This window comes from Streptomyces sp. JLSY215 (assembly GCF_059682825.1).
The window spans coordinates 8,636,710-8,654,549 of sequence record NZ_CM185022.1 but is presented as its reverse complement, the minus strand read 5'-3'; the positions used below and the strand labels follow the sequence as shown (position 1 = coordinate 8,654,549).

12 protein-coding genes are annotated in these 17,840 nt (G+C 70.3%); 6 read left to right on the top strand and 6 right to left on the bottom strand.

Annotated features, from left to right (window positions below):
* Window positions 1-286 precede the first annotated feature (286 nt).
* From AC5677_RS38170 to AC5677_RS38150, 5 genes are all read left to right on the top strand, one after another.
* Window positions 287-511: a ferredoxin gene (locus AC5677_RS38170; protein ID WP_497192458.1), complete on the top strand. Its 225-nt coding sequence runs from the start codon at window positions 287-289 to the stop codon at window positions 509-511.
* Window positions 511-1,905 (top strand): NAD(P)/FAD-dependent oxidoreductase, encoded by a 1,395-nt coding sequence (locus tag AC5677_RS38165; RefSeq protein WP_497196910.1) that lies wholly within the window; start codon window positions 511-513, stop codon window positions 1,903-1,905. Before AC5677_RS38170 ends, AC5677_RS38165 begins: the two co-directional genes overlap by 1 nt.
* A gap of 34 nt (window positions 1,906-1,939) precedes the next feature.
* Entirely contained in the window at window positions 1,940-3,154 is a 1,215-nt protein-coding gene (locus AC5677_RS38160; RefSeq protein ID WP_497192457.1) for a cytochrome P450, read from the top strand.
* Between the two features lie 325 nt (window positions 3,155-3,479).
* Entirely contained in the window at window positions 3,480-5,300 is a 1,821-nt protein-coding gene (locus AC5677_RS38155; RefSeq protein ID WP_497192456.1) for a glycoside hydrolase family 15 protein, read from the top strand.
* Window positions 5,301-5,319: 19 nt separating this feature from the next.
* The gene (locus tag AC5677_RS38150) at window positions 5,320-5,511 is read left to right on the top strand and encodes a hypothetical protein (protein ID WP_497192455.1); all 192 of its coding nucleotides are present in this window, start codon (window positions 5,320-5,322) and stop codon (window positions 5,509-5,511) included.
* A gap of 77 nt (window positions 5,512-5,588) precedes the next feature.
* On the opposite strand, the gene AC5677_RS38145 is transcribed toward AC5677_RS38150, so the two are convergent.
* The 6 genes from AC5677_RS38145 to AC5677_RS38120 all read right to left on the bottom strand — a co-directional run bounded on the left by AC5677_RS38145 (window position 5,589) and on the right by AC5677_RS38120 (window position 12,344).
* Window positions 5,589-6,629: a cytochrome d ubiquinol oxidase subunit II gene (locus tag AC5677_RS38145; protein WP_497192454.1), complete on the bottom strand. Its 1,041-nt coding sequence runs from the start codon at window positions 6,627-6,629 to the stop codon at window positions 5,589-5,591.
* The gene (locus AC5677_RS38140) at window positions 6,629-8,116 is read right to left on the bottom strand and encodes a cytochrome ubiquinol oxidase subunit I (protein WP_497192453.1); all 1,488 of its coding nucleotides are present in this window, start codon (window positions 8,114-8,116) and stop codon (window positions 6,629-6,631) included. Before AC5677_RS38140 ends, AC5677_RS38145 begins: the two co-directional genes overlap by 1 nt.
* A gap of 145 nt (window positions 8,117-8,261) precedes the next feature.
* Window positions 8,262-8,390 carry a hypothetical protein gene (locus tag AC5677_RS38135; protein ID WP_497192452.1) on the bottom strand — a complete coding sequence of 43 codons (129 nt, stop codon included), beginning with the start codon at window positions 8,388-8,390 and terminating at the stop codon, window positions 8,262-8,264.
* Between the two features lie 6 nt (window positions 8,391-8,396).
* Entirely contained in the window at window positions 8,397-9,233 is an 837-nt protein-coding gene (locus AC5677_RS38130) for an SDR family oxidoreductase (protein ID WP_497196909.1), read from the bottom strand.
* 497 nt (window positions 9,234-9,730) lie between these two features.
* A complete protein-coding gene (locus AC5677_RS38125) occupies window positions 9,731-11,599 on the bottom strand; it encodes a potassium transporter Kup (protein WP_497192451.1) in 1,869 nt (622 codons plus the stop codon).
* Window positions 11,600-11,777: 178 nt separating this feature from the next.
* The gene (locus AC5677_RS38120; RefSeq protein ID WP_497192450.1) at window positions 11,778-12,344 is read right to left on the bottom strand and encodes a DUF4118 domain-containing protein; all 567 of its coding nucleotides are present in this window, start codon (window positions 12,342-12,344) and stop codon (window positions 11,778-11,780) included.
* 587 nt (window positions 12,345-12,931) lie between these two features.
* On the opposite strand from AC5677_RS38120, the gene AC5677_RS38115 reads away from it, so the two are divergent.
* Window positions 12,932-17,485, top strand: a complete 4,554-nt coding sequence (locus AC5677_RS38115; RefSeq protein ID WP_497192449.1) for an HAD-IC family P-type ATPase — start codon at window positions 12,932-12,934, stop codon at window positions 17,483-17,485.
* Window positions 17,486-17,840 lie beyond the last annotated feature (355 nt).

Genomic DNA, 17,840 nt, shown 5'->3' with positions numbered 1-17,840 from the left:
TGTCCCTTTCCCGGGGTGCGGGCGGCGTGTGTGCGGGATAGGCTTCTGACGGCAAGGTCAGGTTCTCCGGGCGGTTTGCCAGACGCCCGGGCCTCATTCGCGATGCTCAGTTCTCTCTACGGAGACCTTTCTGCGGAGACCTTTGACGTGCGTGGTGCCCCCCTTTCGTATGCGCAGGGGTGAGCAGCAGCCGAATCCCCTCCTCGAAGGCGTGCCTCGCGCTTCGGGCACCGTACCGGCGCCACCTCAGGGCCCGCAGTTTTGCAGTCCTGAAACGGAGTTCGGGATGAAAGTTGTCGTTGATCTTTCCCGGTGTCAGGGATATGCGCAGTGCGCGTTCCTGGCTCCGGACGCCTTCCGGATGCACGGCGAGGAAGCGCTGATGTACAACCCGAAGCCCGACGACGGCCAGCGCGAACAGGTGCTGCGCGCCGCGGCGGCCTGCCCGGTCCAGGCCATTCTGGTCGACCAGCTGGAGGGGCGGGACGCACCGGTGGAGGCGTCGCCGTGATGGGCAGCGCCGACGCCTTGCAAGCGTTCAGGCGTGACGGCCGCATCGTGATCGTGGGGGCGTCACTGGCGGGACTGCGGGCCGCGGAGGCTCTGCGCGAGGAGGGCTTCACCGGATCGCTCACCATGATCGGTGACGAGCTGGGCGAGCCCTACGACCGACCCCCGCTGTCCAAGCAGGTACTGACCGGGTGGGTGCCGGCCGGGAACACCACGCTGCCGCGACGCCGTGACATCGATGCGCAGTGGCTGCTGGGCGTGCCCGCCGACGGGCTGGACCTGGCGACCAACCACGTACATCTCGCCGACGGCCGCGAGGTTCCCTTCGACCGGGTGCTGATCTCCACCGGTGTGAGGGCCCGGCCCTGGTTCGTCGAGGCCGAGGCGGCCCTGGACGGAGTGTTCGTGGTCCGCACCCGCGAGCACGCCGAGAGCCTGCAGCGGGCGATGGCGGCCGGGCCCTCCCGCGTACTGATCATCGGCGCGGGCTTCACCGGCTCCGAGATCGCCTCCATCTGCCGCGAGCGGGACATCCCGGTGACCGTCGCCGAACTCGCACCGGCCCCGCTGGTCGGCGCACTCGGCGCCATGATCGGTGAGGTCGCGGCGGACATGCAGCGCGCCCACGGCGTCGACCTGCGCTGCGGCGTCAAAGTCACCAAGCTGGAAGGCGACGCCCAGGGGCACTTCCGGCGCGCCCACTTCTCCGACGGCAGCACCATCGACGCCGACGTGGCGGTGGTGGCGCTCGGCGGCATCCGCAACACCGAGTGGCTGCGCGGCTCGGGACTGGCGGCAGGCCCATGGGGCATCGCCTGCGACACGGGCTGCCGCGCCCTCGACCTCAACGGCCTGATCACCGACGACATCTTCGTCGCCGGAGACGTGGCACGCTGCCCGAACCCGATCTACGAGTACCGGCTCATCTCACTGGAACACTGGGTCAACGCCGTGGAGCAAGCCAAGGTCGCGGCGCACAACATGCTCAGCGCCCAGGCTGACCGCTGGCCACACCTGTCCATCCCGACGTTCTGGTCGATCCAGTTCGGCGTCAACATCAAGTCCGTCGGTGTACCGACCTTCGCCGACGAGGTCGTCGTCACCCAGGGATCCGTGCCCGGCCACCGCTTCGTCGCTGCATATGGCTACCAGGGCCGCGTCACCGCGGCAGTCAGCTTCAACAACGCCAAGTGGCTTGGCCACTACCGGCAGTTGATCGAGACGGCCGCGCCCTTCCCGCCCCCCTGCCCCACGCCCGACCAGCCCGCCGACGCAAAACCCGTGCCCGTCGACTTCCCCGGCCCCACCCTGCTCGCCCAGGGCGCCACCGTGGTCGTCACCGGCCACGACCCAGGAGAGCGGCGCGTCACCGCCGCGTGGCAGCACCACCGGTAGGAGGGAAGCAGGAGGAAACAGGAGGAACAGCGACATGACCACGACCCCCACGCCCGACACCCTGCACCGGATCCTCGACTACTCCTCCCGCGCCGACCCCTACCCGCTCTACGCCGAACTGCGCAAGACACCAGTGGCCCTCCAGGAGGACGGCAGCTACGTCATCAGCACCTACCGCGAACTCACCGGCATCCTGCACGACCCACACCTGAGCTCCGACGTCCGCCACCTGTCACGGCCCATGGCCACGGCCGAAGCACACACCACACCCTCGTTCATCAACCTCGACCCGCCCGAGCACGACCGCCTGCGACGCCTGGCCATGCGCCACTTCGGCCCCCCGCACACCCCGGGCCTGGTGACCGGCATGGAACCCGACCTGACCGCCACCGTTAACGGCCTGATCGACGACTTCGCGGGCAAGGAACGCATCGACATCGTCGACGACTTCGCCTACCCGTTCCCCGTCACTGTGATCTGCCACCTGCTCGGCGTGCCACGCGAGGACGAACCACGGTTCCACCTGTGGGTGAACGCCATTGTCGACTCTCTCGACTACAACCCCAAGACCGACCCGAAGGAGAAACTCGACAACGGCGTGCAGGCCAGGAAAGACCTGTTCCAATACCTCGGCGGACTGCTGGAACAACGCCACGGCCGGCCGGGCGACGACCTCCTGACACGGATGGCCAACGACGACGGACCCGACGGACGCATGACCGACGACGAAATCGTCAGCACCGCCAACCTGCTGCTCATCGCCGGCCACGAGACCACCGTCAACCTCATCACCAACGGCATGCTCACCCTGCTGCGCCACCCGCAGATACTGCAGCGGCTGCGCGACGAACCGGACCTGATCGTGCCGCTCGTCGAGGAACTGCTGCGCTATGAGCCCCCCGTGCACATCATTCCCTGGCGAGCGGCATACAGCGACATCACCGTCGCCGACACCGTCATCCCCAAGGGCTCGCAGATCATGCTCATGCTCGCCTCAGGCAGCCGCGACCCGGACCGCTTCCACGACCCCGACCACTTCAACCCCGACCGACAGGACAACCAGCACCTGGGCTTCGGCAGCGGCATCCACCTGTGCTTCGGCGGCCCGATGGCCCGGCTGGAGACCCAAACCGCACTGAGCGCGCTCGCACGCCGCCTGGAACGCCCCACACTGGTCGCCGACCCACCGCCCTACCGGCCCAGCCCTATCCTGCGCGGCCCCATCCACCTGCACATCGAACAGAGCTGACGCCGAACGCGGCAGCCGCGGGCATACCCACACGCGTACCACCACCTCAGTCGCGACTGCGACGACGGGACGTGGTGCGGCCCCCTCGCCAGGGCCTCACGGCGTGGCATCCCGCAGCGCGCCACTCACGTGACGGCCCGTCAGCACTCGCTGCCTTCAGTGAAGGTTCGTCAGGAAAGGTCCGCGCACGTTGCATGCGGCCGGCGGACCGTCGACGGCCGGGAACGCAGGCGGATGATCGCAGATAGCCGCGACGTGGCAGGAGTGACGGGTGTGCCGGATAGTGGACGCAGGGGAGGCTTCTTCCGAGACCTCGGAGTTTGCCATGGACCGCTACCCTCCCATCGCCGAGCACGGCTTGGTGGGCGACCTGCAGACCGCCGCGCTCGTCTCGTCGCAGGGCGTCGTCGACTGGTTCGCCGCCCCCCGGTTCGACTCGCCCAGCATCTTCGCCGCCCTGCTCGACCACGACCGCGGCGGGTACATGCGGCTGGCTCCCGAACACCCCGATGTGACGTGCAAGCAGCTCTACTACCCCGACACGGCCATCCTCGTCACCCGGTTCATGTCACCGGCCGGCGTGGGCGAGCTGATCGACTTCATGCCCCCGGACCAAAGCCGCACCGCCACCGACCGGCACACCCTGGTCCGCTGCGTCCGTGCCGTGCGGGGGACCGTCGACTTCACCCTTGAGTGCCGGCCGCGCTTCGACTACGGCCGCGCCGAGCATGAACTCGAACTCGGCGAGAACGGCGCTCTGTTCCGGGCCCCCGGGATCGACGGGCACCTGCAGTCCACCTTCCCGCTGGAGCGGGACGGCCAGGACGTGCGCGCCAAGGTGACTCTGAAAGCCGGCGAATCCGGAGGTGCGGTGTTCACCGTCTGTGCATCCGGCGGTGAGGCACCCCCACCGCCCACGATCGAAGGGCTCACCCGGCACTGGGAGGAAGTCGGCCTGTTCTGGCAGCGCTGGCTGCGCCAGTCCCGCTACCGGGGACGGTGGCCCGAGCTGGTGCACCGCTCGGCCATCACCCTCAAGCTCCTCACCTACGCCCCCACGGGCGCTCTGATCGCGGCTGCCACCATGGGCCTGCCCGAGCAGGTCGGCGGGGAGCGGAACTGGGACTACCGGTTCACCTGGGTACGCGATGGCTCGCTGTCCGTGCGGGCCATGCTTGACCTCGGCTTCGTCGAGGAGGCCACCGCCTTCGTCCACTGGCTGGTGGACAGGCTGCGGGCACGCGAGGGCAAGGAGGCGGAGCCGATCCAGACGATGTACCGGATCGACGGCAGTCCCGACCTCCCGGAGGAGACACTCGATCACTTCGAGGGCTATCGCGGCTCCGCGCCCGTCCGCATCGGCAACGGCGCCGCCGACCAGCTCCAGCTGGACATCTACGGCGAGGCCATGTACGCGGTGTCCCAGGGGGGAGAAATCGCGCGCCAGGCCAGTTCCGAGGGATGGAAGGCGATGGCCAGGACACTGGACTGGTTCGCCGACGCCTGGGACCGGCCGGACGAGGGCATCTGGGAGACCCGCGGCGGCCGCCAGGACTTCACCTACAGCCGAGTGATGTCGTGGGTTGCCCTCGACCAAGGGCTGAGCCTCGCCGAGCGCTTCCGCAGACCCGCCGACATGGAGCGGTGGCGCACGGCGAGAGACGCCGTATTCGAGCAGGTCATGGAACGAGGCTGGAGCGAGCAGGAGCGCGCGTTCGTCCAGCACTACGACGGCGACGTCCTGGACGCCTCGCTGCTGCTCATGCCGAGGGTCGGGTTCATCGCCCCGAAGGATCCTGCGTGGCTCTCCACGCTCGACGCGATGGACCGAAAGCTCGTCTCGGACAGCCTCGTCTACCGCTACGACCCCGCGGCATCGCCGGACGGACTGCGCGGCTCGGAGGGCACCTTCAGCCTGTGCACCTTCCTCTACGTCGACGCGCTGGCCCGGGCGGGGCGGCTGGCCCAGGCCCGCTACACCTTCGAGAAGATGCAGACCTACGCCAACCACGTCGGGCTGTTCGCCGAGGAGATCGGTCCGATCGGGGAACAACTGGGCAACTTCCCCCAGGCGTTCACCCATCTCTCCCTGATCATGGCCGCCATGACTCTCGACGAGGCGCTCGACGCAGAGACCGGGCGCTGAGGTGCGGACCGGGCGGACGGTGACGCTCGCCTCGCCGGTGGCGACGCTGCCCGGTCCGGACAATCCGGAGCCCGCGAGGCACCGGATGAGCGGGCAGCCAGAGGAAGACGCCTCGGGCAGGCTCCACTTCGCGATGGACAGCTTCGCGATGAACGTGCACGGCGGCGTGGCCGCGAGCAGCGTCACGGCGAACGGCTCAACCCGTCCCTGACCGCCATCGCCAACACCCTGCGGGTCGGCGACCACATCGCCGCCCGGCTGGGCTGACGGGGCATCCAACCAGCGCCGCTACAGGTTGTCCCCAGGCGCTCTGGCGGCCCGGGTGTCGGCGTCGGTGAGCTCCTCCAGCTCCCCCATGGTGGCCAGCCGGTAGAGCAGCACCAGCGCCGGACCGACCAGCACGATCGCGATGGCCGTGACGATCAGCAGCCAGCGCAGCGTGTGGGCGGCGCCGGCCGCCTCGGCCACCGTCAGCGAGGTGGGCAGCACATAGGGCCGCTGCGCGAAGCCCCAGGCGCCGACGGTCAGAGCGACGCTCGCCACCGAGGTGTAGCGGGACCATCCGTGGGAGCGGCGCCACAGGAGCAGGACCGTCGCCGGACCACAGACCGCGGCCAGGATGATCAGCAGCAGGCCCGGGCCCCCGGTGAGGCCGTCCCAGACGTACCGCGCGCCGTCGTGGGTGACGGGCAGGCCGATGAGTGCGAGGACGACGACCGCGGCGAAGGCGATCAGCGCCCGCAGGCGGAAGTAGTCGACGAGGTCGTCGGCGCCGAACCGCAGGGCATCGGAGCAGAGGAAGACCGCCCCGAGGAACGCGGTGGCGGCGACGGCCAGCAGACCCGCGAGGACGGAGGTTCCGTTGGCCCAGGCGTCCGCGGAGGCGGTCGTGCCGACCTTGACCCGGCCCGCGGCGATGCCGCCGAGCACCGTCCCGAAGAAGAACGGCGTGAGCAGTGACGAGATGGCGAACACCGCGCCGTAGATGCGCCGTTGGGCCAGGCGGCGGGACGGCTTGCGCAGGGCGAATCCGGCGCCGCGGAGCACCAGGCCGACGGCGGCGAGGGCGAGCGGCAGCCACATCGCGGTGAAGACGGCCTGGAACATCGTCGGGAAGCCGGTCCACATGATGACCAGGACGAAGATCAACCAGACGTTGTTGACCTCCCAGACCGGCGCCATGGCGTGGTCGATCAGCCAGCGGGGCCGCTTGCCGCGCTCCGCGCCGCCGGCCAGGAGGTCCCAGAAGCCCGCGCCATAGTCGGTGCCCCCGGCGCAGGCGTAGGCGGCGATCGCCAGCACCAGCACCCATGCGATGAATGCGGCCATTACGACGCACCGCCAGAGGTGTGACCCGACCCGTCGGTGGGCGGGGCCCCGGCGGCTGCGGGCTCGGGCTCGCTTCTGGGCCCGTAGGGTGTGTCGGCCTCCGGTGGCAGTTCGGCGCGTACGGCGGCCGAGCCCTCGTCGGCGATGCGCCAGCGGGTGCGCATCTTCAGCACGACCGCCAGGAACGCGCTGAAAACGGCGACGTACACGGCCATGACGATGCCGAGCATCGCCCACAGCGATCCGGCCCGAGTGCTGGTCACCGCCTCGGAGACCCTCATGTGGTGGTAGACGATCCAGGGCTGCCGGCCGACCTCCGTGGTGATCCACCCACACTCGACGGTGACCAGGCAGGCGACTCCCGCGAGCGCGGCGCAGCGGTAGAACCAGCGGCTGCCAGGGTTGTCCCGGTGTTGCCACCAGGACCAGGCGTACCAGAGTGCGAGCAGGACCAGCACGCTGCCGATGGTGACCATGATGTCGAAGGCCCAGTGGGCGATGGTGGCCTGAGTCGCCGTCGGGCGGTCACTCGCGGCGACCGACGACAGGCCCGTCACCTTCGTTTTCGGGCTGAAGCCGGCGAGGATCGAGTCGAGTTGGGGGATCTTGAGCCCGCCGGAGATCGTCCCGTCGGGGTGCAGCCGTCCGAAAATGTACTCCGGTACGTGGGTGTCGGTCTTCCAGACGATCTCCGTGGCGGCGAACTTGACCGGCTGCTTGTGGAAGACGGCGCGAGCGGCGGAGTCGCCGAGCATGAACTGAACCGGTGTGAGGATCGCGGCAACCGTGAAAGGCACGGTGAAGCCGAGCCGGTGGTAGCGGTCGCGGCGCCCGCGCAGCCAGCCGACCGCGTACACGCCGGCGACCACGTAGCCCGCGGTCAGGAGCATCGCGACCACGAAGTGCCAGTACTCCGGGCCGAAGATCGGTGTGAAGACCGCCTGCCGCACGTCGACGTGGATCGGCTTGCCCTGGGCGTCGAGGCTGAACCCCTGGGGGGTGTTCATCCAGGAGTTGGCCGCGATGATGCCGAATGCCCCCATCAGGGCCGCCAGCGGCAGCGGTACGGCCAGCCAGAAGTGCGTCCAGGGCTTGAGCCGGCGCCAGCCGTAGAGGTAGATCGCGATCAGGACGGCCTCCAGGAAGAACGCCCATGCCTCGACGCCGAACCCCAGGCCGAAGACGTCGCCCCAGCGACCCATCATGCCGGGCCACAGCAGGCCGAACTCGAAGGACAGCACGGAGCCGGTGATGATGCCGATGGCGAACTGGACAGCCATCACCGCCGACCAGCGCCGGGTGAGCATGAGGGCGACGGGGTCGTTGCGGCGGAGCGCCCGGTGGTGCATGAGCAGCGTGATGAACGGCAGCGCCACGCCGAACGGGACCAGCAGGATGTGCGAGGCCAGGGTGAAGGCCATCAGCTCTCGAGCGGGCAGGAGCTGGGCCGGGGTGTCGTTCGCCAGAAGGGCAACTGTGCTGAGCATGTGCGCCTCGATGGTCTGCCCTGCGGGGTGGCGGGGCTGAGGGGGACAGAATGCGGAGGGCGCCCGTAGAGGGCCGGCCGGGGCCGTCGTTGCCGGTTGCCCGGGCCAGGGCCGCGGCGATCGGCGGCGCCTCGACACCCGCCGTTCACAGCACGGTGCGTGCCTCGCACCGGGTCGTCGCGACCGGTGCCCGCCGCAGGGCGCGGGCAGCGAACAGCCCGGCGAACCCCCCGCCCAGGATCACCACACAGCGGGGCGCGATGTGATCCTGCATCGAGGATCAGCCTCCGGTGGCGAAACCGGGGAAGAGCGTCATTCCGCCGTCGACGAAGAGCGTGCTGCCGACGACGTAGTCGAGCAGGTCGGAGGCCAGGGCGACGACGGCGTTGGCGATGTCGTCCGGGTCACCCACGCGGCGGTACGGGATCAGGCGCAGCAGTTCGGCCTCGGCCTCGGGGGTGGACCAGGCGTCGCGGTTGATCGGCGTGCGGATGGCGCCGGGTGCGACCGCGTTGACCCTGATCCGCTGGGGAGCCAGCTCCTGGGCCAGGGTCGTCATCAGCATGCCCACGCCGCCCTTGGAGGACGCGTAGTTCACGTGGCCCGACCACGGGATGACCTGGTGGACCGAGCTCATACAGATGATCTTTCCCGCCGAGCGGGAGACCTCCTCCACCACGCCGCGCCGGATGAACTCCTTGGCGGCCTCCCGCGCACACAGGAACTGGCCGGTCAGGTTGACGTCGATGACCTTCTGCCACTGGGCGAGCGTCATCTCCGTCACGGCAGCGTCCCGCTGGAGGCCCGCGTTGGCCACCATGATGTCGATGGTGCCGAACTCCTCGACCATCCGCGCGACCATGGCGGTCACCTGGTCCTCGTCGGACACGTCGGCCTCATGGGCGTAGGCGCGGACCCCGAAGCCCTCGATCTCCTTCACGACATTCTCTGCCTCGTGCGCACCGACGACGTAGTTCACCACGACGTCCGCTCCGGCCCGGCCCAGGGCAACGGCGGTCGCCAGGCCGATGCCCGAGTTGGCGCCGGTCACCAGCGCCTTCTGGCCCCTGAGAAGCTGCGCGGACGTGGTGCCGCGGTTCTCGACTTCTGCTGCCACCACGATCTCTCCTTCGGCGTTTCGGACGGCACGTCAGCCGAAAACGAGCGGCGTGCATGAGGAAGGCCTGGAGCCGGCCGCTCGCCAGGACAGACACCGGAGCCGTCGCATACCAGGCCTCCAGACGAAAGCACCCTGCGCCTCGGGCGGGAGGAACCGGCACGCCACGCAGCCGTATTTCGACAGGGCAGGTCACACGGTCGGGCTAGATGAGTGAGTCCGATGTTCTCAGTGGGCTTCTTGACCGGGCCGACGTGACTCTTGAGACGTTCGGTCTCCTCGATGCCGGGGTCTCGTCGGCTCTGGAGTGCTATGCCGAGATGGTCTACGAGGACATGGACCATGAGTGGCTGTACGACGGCTCGACGGACGGCATCGACGAGAGTCCGGTGGGCGACTACCTCGGCATCGCGCCTATGGGACTGGCGAGCTGGTTCAAGCCGTTCAACGATGACCGGTACGTACATCCCTACGCAGTGGATGAACCGGTCAGGCGCTCACACCTCAATGTGCGAGCCCATGATGACCGTCCGCTCGCGGGGCAGACCGAAGTATTCGGCGGCGTCGGCGGTGATGTAGGACGTGGCGATGAACAGCCGCTTGCGCCAGGGCGCCATGGTCGGCGCTTTCCCGCGCCGAAGCTCGATCTTCGACAGGAAGTAGGACGCTCGGTCGAGCTGCAACCGCCCCTCGGTCGTGGCCGGGTCGAGCATCGCCAGTGTGCCGGGCACGTCCGGCGTCTCCATGTAGCCGAACCGGGCGGTGACGTGGATGATCCCGTCGTCGGCGTGGCCGAGATCGTCGACGACGCTCCGCTGGTCGTCCGGAACCCGGGGCACGGGCTCGGTCGTGAGTGAAAGGATCACGACCTGCTCGTGTCGCACGTGGTTGTGCTCGACGTTGGCCCGCATGGCCAGTGGCGCGGTCTGCTTGCCGCGGTTGAGGAAGACGGCCGTGCCGGGGACGCGGAGCGTCGATGCCTTGCCATCGTGCAGTTCTTCGATGAACTCGCGCAGTGAGCCTTCGTGTTCGGCGCGCTCCTTGGTGACGATCTCACGGCCATGTTGCCAGGTGGTCATGACGGTGAACGAGATGAGGCCGATCAGCAGCGGCAGCCACGCGCCGTGGACGAGCTTGGTCATGTTGGCCGCCACGAACAGCAGGTCCACGGACAGCAGTACCGCCGCGCCGATGCTGAGCAGCCACACCGGTCGACCCCACTTCGCGCGGGCGACGTAGAAGAACAGCAGGGTGGTGATGGTGATGGTCCCGGTCACCGCCATGCCGAATGCGAAGGCCAGCGCCGTGGAGCTGCGGAAGGCGAAGACCAGGGTGAGGACCGAGACCATCAGCAGCCAGTTGATCCAGGGGACGTAGACCTGACCCATGGAGGATTCGGAGGTGTGCGCGATCCGCAGCCTGGGCAGGTAGCCGAGCTGGGCCGCCTGGGAGGCGACCGAGTACGCACCGGTGATCACCGCCTGGGAGGCGATCACGGTCGCGGCCGTGGCCAGCAGGACCATCGGCAGCCGTCCCCATCCGGGCACGAGCAGGAAGAACGGGCTCCTGACGTTGGCCGGATCGGCGAGGACCAGCGCTCCCTGGCCGAGGTAGCTGAGCATGCAGGCGGGGAAGACGAGGATCAGCCAGGCGCGGGTGATCGGCCGACGGCCGAAGTGCCCCATGTCGGCGTAGAGCGCCTCGGCGCCGGTGACCGCGAGCACGACGGCGGCCAAGGCGAAGAAGGCGGTGCCGAAATGGCCGAACAGGAAGCCCAGTGCGTAGGTCGGCGACAGCGCCCTGAGGATCTGTGGGTGGTCGGCGATGCCGACCAGGCCGCACGCGCCGATGGCCAGGAACCAGGCGATCATCACCGGCCCGAACACCCGGCCCACCGCTGCGGTCCCCCTGCGCTGGACCACGAACAGCGCCACGATGATCACCGCGGTGATCGGCACGATCGCGGAATCGAGCGATGACTCGACGACTTTGAGCCCCTCGACCGCGGACAGCACGGAGATCGCGGGTGTGATCATGCTGTCCCCGAAGAACAGCGAAGCGCCGAAGATCCCCAGAGCCGCCAGCACGACGGCGGCCCGCCGGCCCTGCTGTCCGCTCCACCTCCGCAGCAGGGTGATCAGCGCCATGATGCCGCCCTCGCCGTCATTGTCGGCGCGCATCGCCAGCAGGACGTAGGTGACCATGACGATGATCACCACCGACCAGAACACCAGCGACACCACGCCGTACACGTTGTCCGTGCTGACCGGGATGGGGTGCGGGTCGCTCGGGTTGAACACGGTCTGGAGGGTGTAGATCGGGCTGGTCCCGATGTCGCCGAACACGACGCCGAGAGCGCCGATCACCAGCGCAAGGCGCAGCGTGTCGTGCGCGCTCGGACCACGAGATGCCGGCGGTCCCGATGCCGGCGGTCCCGATGCCGACCCGTCATCCGACCCGTCATCCGAAGCGGTCATGTACCGGCGATTCGTCACAGCGATCCTCCTCAGCGCGGTCTGAATGCCCGGCGTATCGCGCAAGGCGTCACTCTTGAGGCGTGCCTGGCTCCGCTGTGTCGAGGGCAGCGCCGGCCTGGTCGGCGAGGGTCACGGCGATGAGACGGGCTTGCAGGGTGGGGTGGGCACTTGGGCCGGGGGTGACGTGGTTTACGACCGCGTCGGCGGACGTCGTGGACTGGGCCGGCCGGGCGGTGTCGTGGATACGGGCCAAGTACTCGGCGTCGGTGACAGCGACCACCTGAAGGCGCCGGGCCCGCGCAGCCGGCTGCGAGACCACCAAGCCCACCACGACCAGCAGGATCGCGGTCTCGACATCTTCAGCCTGGCCGATGCCGAAGCTCTGATAGGGCCGAGTGAGGAAGAAGTCGAACCAAGCGGCGACGGACAGCGCCGTCAGGGCACCGGCGAGGCGGTTGCCGATGACGGCAACCGCGACGATGACCGCAACGAGGATCAGCGCCATGTTCGTGTTCGTGTTCGTGTTCGACAGGCTGTCGCGGAACGGCACCAGCACCAGCACCAGCACCACCAGCAGTGGTCCGACCAGAGCGGCCGCCACTGCGATGCGGTCACGAAGCGGATGCTTGGACATGCGGCCACCTCCTGCCCTCTGCTTACCACGGCTATGTCCCGTATGTCCGTATGTCGTGCGGGGCGGTGACCCCACCGAGGACGGCTCGGCATAAAGGACGGCATGCCCAGCGGGGCGCCATCGGCGATGCCGGGCGATACATCCGTCACCACGTGAGTGACGCGTCCCGTGATCCGTCGTGCCTGCCGTCTTCCGACCCGTTCGGCGGCCATGGCAAGAGGTTCGCCGCGGTACCAACCGTGTCAAGGCGGTGCGCCGTGTGCCCGTCGGGGCTGCGGTGCACTGCAGCGGTGAGAGAGGGCTGAGGTGGCGTGAAGGTTCCGGCTGCGGGCGCATCGGGCACGGTGCTGAGGCTTCCGGCCGCGGCAGCCCGCTTGGCGTCTTTACTGGCCTTAGAGGGTGCGGTGTCCGGCGCTGCCGCCTCGGCGCGGGTTGCGGTCCGGGCGGGTGAGCAGGCTGCCGGGATCGTCTCTTCGAGCGCCGGTGTGGCGGCCTCTGCGCTGCCGTTGCTGACTGCGGTTCCCGGGCTGGTTCGTCTGCCCGGTGTGCCGCCGCCCTTGTCCTCTCTCGGACGTACGGGCTGGTCCATGGTGCGGGGTGTGGCCGAGGGCGGGCTGGAGGGGGCGGGCCGTGCCGTGGGAGCGTTGCGGGATCTGGCGCACGGCGAGCGGCCGCGGCGGGTGTGGGCCCGCGCCGGTCGTGCGCATATCCAGGCGCACGGTCTGTCCGGAAAGGGCGAGCGGCACCACCACTATGTCCGGGCGCTCACCGGGGCCTTGCACCGGATCGAGGGCGTTCGGTGGGCGGAGGTGAACGCGGTCACCGGGCACGTGCTCATCGCGTACGCCGAGGGCTCGGTCGGCCTTGAGTGTCTGGTGGAGACCATTGAGTCGGTGGAGGCGGCGCACGATGCGCGCCGCGCCGTCGAGGCTGCGGAGGGGCGGCACCCGGACGACGATCTGGCCGCCTCGGCCGCGGCGGTGGCACTTGCCGCGGACTGCCTGGGGGTGGGCGCGGCACTGCTCTGCCGGGTGACCGCGCTGCCGGTCGTTCCCAGCCCGGTGCGTGCCGTAGTGGCCCTGGCGGATGCGCTGCCGCAGGCCCGGCGGCAGTTGGAACGTCGGATCGGGCGTACACGTACGGACGTGCTGCTCGCGGTCGTGAACGCGGCCGTGCACGGGACGGCCTCCGGCGCGACGCCGCTTGCGGTGGACGCGGTGTACCGGGGCTGCCAGCTCTACGAGATTCTGGCGCGTCGGCGGGCCTGGAATGTGCGTGAGCGGGAGTTGGTGGTGCCGGAGGGTGGGGTGCAGCCGCAGGAGTGTACGGGGCGTGCCGGGCGGCCCTGTCCGCTTCCGCCGGGGCCGGTGGAGAAGGCCGCCGACCGTACCGCGCTCGGGCAGTTGCTGGGCGGCGCCGCGGTCCTGCTCAGCACGGGTGACCCCGGCGCGGCCGGGGACGCGATTTTGGCTACCGTCCCGAAAGCGGCCCGGTTGGGGCGTGAGGCGTTCGCCACGGTGCTCGGCCATGACCTCGCCCGGCGCGGTGTGGTGGTGCTCGATCCGGTCGCGTTGCGACGTCTGGACCGTATCGACGCGGTGGTCATCGACTCCTCCGTGCTGTGCAACGGGGAGCTGCGGCTGCTGTCCGCCGTCTCGACCAGCGATGCTTTTGACGACGCGAGGGTGTGGCGGCTCGCGAGCGGCCTGTTGGGCGACTGTGGCGAGGCCGGCCTTCGCGGCGACGGCCCCTGGCCGGAGCAGGGCGGCGTGTCCGAGGCTGGTGGCGGCGACTGGCGGCTGGTGCGGCCGCCGGACGTGCCGTTGGGCAGCGGGCCGGATGATCCGGCCGGAGTGACGCTGGATTTGGTGGACCGCGAGGGCCGGTGCGGCGGCAGGGTCCGGGTGGGCACCTCGCTCGACCCGCTGGCGGAAGCGGTGCTCTCGGCGGCACACGAGGCCGCGGATACGGTGGTTCTCACCCAGCACGCCAGCGTGGCCGAGCTGCTGGCCTGGGGTGATGAGTCCGCGCCCGAGGCCGACCAGCTCGCCGAGCAGGTCCAGACCCTGCAACGCGACGGCCACGGCGTGCTGGTGATCGCACACGACCGGCAGCGGGCTCTGGACGCCGCCGACGTCGGCGTGAACGTACTGCGCCACCCGGGGGCGACCGACTGGTGCGCCGATCTGGTGTGCGGGCCGGGCCTTGCCGAGGTGTGGCGGCTGCTCGGAGCCGTACCCGCCGCGCACCGCGCCTCCGGGCGGGCCGCCCGGCTCTCGCTCAGCGGCTCGGCACTCGGCGCGCTGCTCGTAGCCAGCCGAAGACGCCGCCACAGCCGGGTGCCGGTGCCGGCGGTTCCCTCCTGGCGTAGCCTCCCACCGGCACACACCGCCTGCCTGACCGCGATGCTGGCCAATGCGCTCACCGCCCGTCGGCTGGACCACCGGCCGCTGCCGCCGCCCGTGGTCCGTGACGCCTGGCATGCCCTCAGCGCGCAGGAGGTCCACCGCCGGTTGCACCACAGCTGCACGGTTGCGGCGCCCGACGTCAGGGGGACGTCGACGGCCCTGCGCGAGCGCGTACACCGGATCGTGGAGCAGGGCCGGGCCAATGCGGTGCTCGACCGCGCCGTGATCATTCCCGTCCGTGGTGCGGTGCGGTTGGCCGCCGCCGTGCAGCACGAGCTCGATGACCCGCTGACTCCCGTACTCGCCCTCGGCGCCGCGGCATCGGCCATCGTCGGATCCGGCATCGATGCGCTGCTGGTCGTCGGTGTGATGGCCGGCAATGCCGTGATCAGCGGAGCTCAGCGCCTGCGGGCCGAGCGGGCCCTCGGGGAGCTGATGTTCGGTCAACAGGTGACGGCAAGGCGGCTGCGCCCGGACGAGCGGCGGCCCGGAGCGGAACCGCTCGCAGATCTCCAGCACGCGCCCAGCGAACGCATCCCCTGTGAGTCGCTGCGGACCGGCGACCTGATCGCGGTGCGCGCCAACGACGTCGTCCCGGCCGACGCCAGGCTGCTGCTCACCGACGCCTTGGAAGTCGACGAGGCGGCTCTGACCGGCGAGCCGGTGCCGGTGGAGAAGACCGCCGAACCGGTGCCGGGCGCCGAGCCGGCCGACCGCTCCTGCATGGTCTACGAGGGCACCACCGTGCTGGCCGGCAGCGGCATCGCCATCGTCGTGGCCACCGGCGCGGCCACCGAGGCCGGGCGGGCCGCCACCGTTGCCGGGCGCATTGACGCGTCCTTGGGCATGCAGGCCCGGCTCGCCGAACTCACCCGGATCGCCCTGCCCGCCACCGGCATCGGCGGCGCCGTCGTCACCGGCCTGGGCCTGCTGCGCGGGCTGTCGCTGCGCCGGGCGCTGGAGTCCGGAGTGGCGGTGGCGGTGGCCGCCGTGCCCGAGGGGCTGCCGCTGGTCGCCACCGTCTCGCAGCTGGCCGCCGCCCGCCGGCTGTCCCGTATCGGCGTGCTGGTGCGGTCCACCCGGGCGCTGGAGGCCCTCGGCCGGGTGGACACCCTGTGCTTCGACAAGACCGGCACGCTCACCGAGGGCCGGCTCCGGGTCACCCGGCTGGCCGGGCCCTCCGGACCGGTGACGCCCGGCAGCCAAGTGAGCGAACGCGTGTTGCGCACCGCGGCCCGAGCCTGCCCGCCGACGGAACACAGTGCCCTGCCGCTGTCCCACGCCACCGACCGGGCTGTCGTGGCGGCCGCCCACGACACAGCCGAGGACACCACCTGGACGCTCGTCGAAGAGCTGCCGTTCGAAACCGGCCGCGGATACGCCGCTTCGCTCGGACGGGACGGTGATACGGCGGTGCTCGCAGTCAAGGGCGCCCCCGAGGTCGTACTCGCCCGCTGCACGCGCGTACTGGGACCCGGTCACGACGACCGGAAGACGCAGCCATTCACCGACTCCCGGCGCTCGGCCGCGCAGCACACCGTGGGTCGGCTGGCGGCCCAGGGCCTGCGGGTGCTGGCCGTAGCCGAACGGACAACCCCCGACGCCGACTTGGTGCGGGGCCGGCTCGCCGAGCACGTGGACGACCTGATCCTGCTCGGCTTCGTCGGCATCGCCGACACCCCTCGGAAGGCCGCGGACGACACCGTGCGTCAACTCGGAGAGGCCGGGGTCCGAGTCGTCATGATCACCGGCGATCACCCGGACACCGCCACCGCCGTTGCCACCGAGCTCGGCATCCCCCACGCCCAGCGCGTACTCACCGGCGCCGAACTCGACGCGCTGCCCGCCCCTGATCGCATCGCCGCGGTCAGCGAAGCCGCCGTCTTCGCCCGGGTATCACCCGCACAGAAGGTGCGGATCATCAAGGACCTGCGCAAGGCCGGCCGCGTCGTCGCGATGGCCGGGGACGGTGCGAACGACGCCGCCGCGATCCGCCGCGCCGACGTCGGCATCGCGGTCGCCGGACGCGGCTCCGGATCCGCCCGGACCGCCGCCGATCTGGTCCTCACCGCTCCGGACACCGGGCTCATCCTGGACGCGCTGCGCGAGGGCCGGGCCCTGTGGGAGAGCGTGCGGGACGCCGTCGCCATTCTTGTCGGCGGCAACGCGGGCGAAGTCGCCTTCACCGTACTGGGCACCGCCCTCAGCGGCCGGACACCGCTGAGCACCCGTCAACTGCTGGTGGTGAACATGCTGACCGACATGCTTCCCTCGCTGGCCGTGGCCCTCACCCCCGCCAGACGCGGCGGCGACCCGCAGGACGTCCGCCCGCTCAGCGCCGGCCCGGCACGCGGCTTCGTCGGCACGGACATGGCCCGCGCACTGGCCGTACGCGGCGGTGCCACCGCCCTCGCCGCACTGACCGCCTGGCAGATCGGCCGCCTCACCCGCCTCGTCCCCGGCGGCAACCGCCGCGCCTCCACCATGGGCCTGGCCGCACTCGTCGGCGCCCAACTCGGCCAGACGCTCCTCACCCGCTGGCACAGCCCCCTCGTCCTCGGCACCAGCACCGTCTCCGCCGTCGCGCTCCTGGCCCTCGTCGAGACCCCGCTGGTCAGCCAGTTCTTCGGCTGCACCCCACTCGGCCCGTTCGCCTGGACGGTCGTCGCCGGCTCCGCTACCGCCGCCACCCTCGGAGCGGCACTCGCCTCACGACTCCTGCCGCAGGACTGAGTTCCCATCGCACTACGTCGCGCATGAGGCACAGAGCAGGTACGAGGCACAGGGCAGGTACGAGGCACAGGGCAGGTACGCGGACTCGGCTGCTGAGCGCTCGCGAACCGGGACTGACGGCAGCTGGCCTGGTCGGTGGCGCTGGCAGGTTTCGGCCTCGACTCCCTCATCGAGATCGGCACATCCAGCGTGGTGATCCGGAACCGTCCGGCGTTGGTAAGGACCGTCAACCCGAGCTGCACAAGCCCCTCCGTGCTGTTCCCCTGCTGTCCCAGGTTCTCCGTGGCGCAGGGAGCCCAGCCACAACCGAAGCGCCGCTGAGCTCCGTCCTGCTGTCGCTTCCCCAAGGGCGTGC

Bases quoted from the DNA above. Each gene is read 5' to 3' on its own strand.
- AC5677_RS38170 (WP_497192458.1), top strand. From the start codon at position 287: ATGAAAGTTGTCGTTGATCTTTCCCGGTGTCAGGGATATGCGCAGTGC.
- AC5677_RS38165 (WP_497196910.1), top strand. From the start codon at position 511: ATGGGCAGCGCCGACGCCTTGCAAGCGTTCAGGCGTGACGGCCGCATC.
- AC5677_RS38120 (WP_497192450.1), bottom strand. From the start codon at position 12,344: ATGTCCAAGCATCCGCTTCGTGACCGCATCGCAGTGGCGGCCGCTCTG.
- AC5677_RS38145 (WP_497192454.1), bottom strand. From the start codon at position 6,629: ATGGCCGCATTCATCGCATGGGTGCTGGTGCTGGCGATCGCCGCCTAC.
- AC5677_RS38140 (WP_497192453.1), bottom strand. From the start codon at position 8,116: ATGCTCAGCACAGTTGCCCTTCTGGCGAACGACACCCCGGCCCAGCTC.
- AC5677_RS38160 (WP_497192457.1), top strand. From the start codon at position 1,940: ATGACCACGACCCCCACGCCCGACACCCTGCACCGGATCCTCGACTAC.
- AC5677_RS38135 (WP_497192452.1), bottom strand. From the start codon at position 8,390: ATGCAGGATCACATCGCGCCCCGCTGTGTGGTGATCCTGGGCGGGGGG.
- AC5677_RS38155 (WP_497192456.1), top strand. From the start codon at position 3,480: ATGGACCGCTACCCTCCCATCGCCGAGCACGGCTTGGTGGGCGACCTG.
- AC5677_RS38115 (WP_497192449.1), top strand. From the start codon at position 12,932: ATGGTGCGGGGTGTGGCCGAGGGCGGGCTGGAGGGGGCGGGCCGTGCC.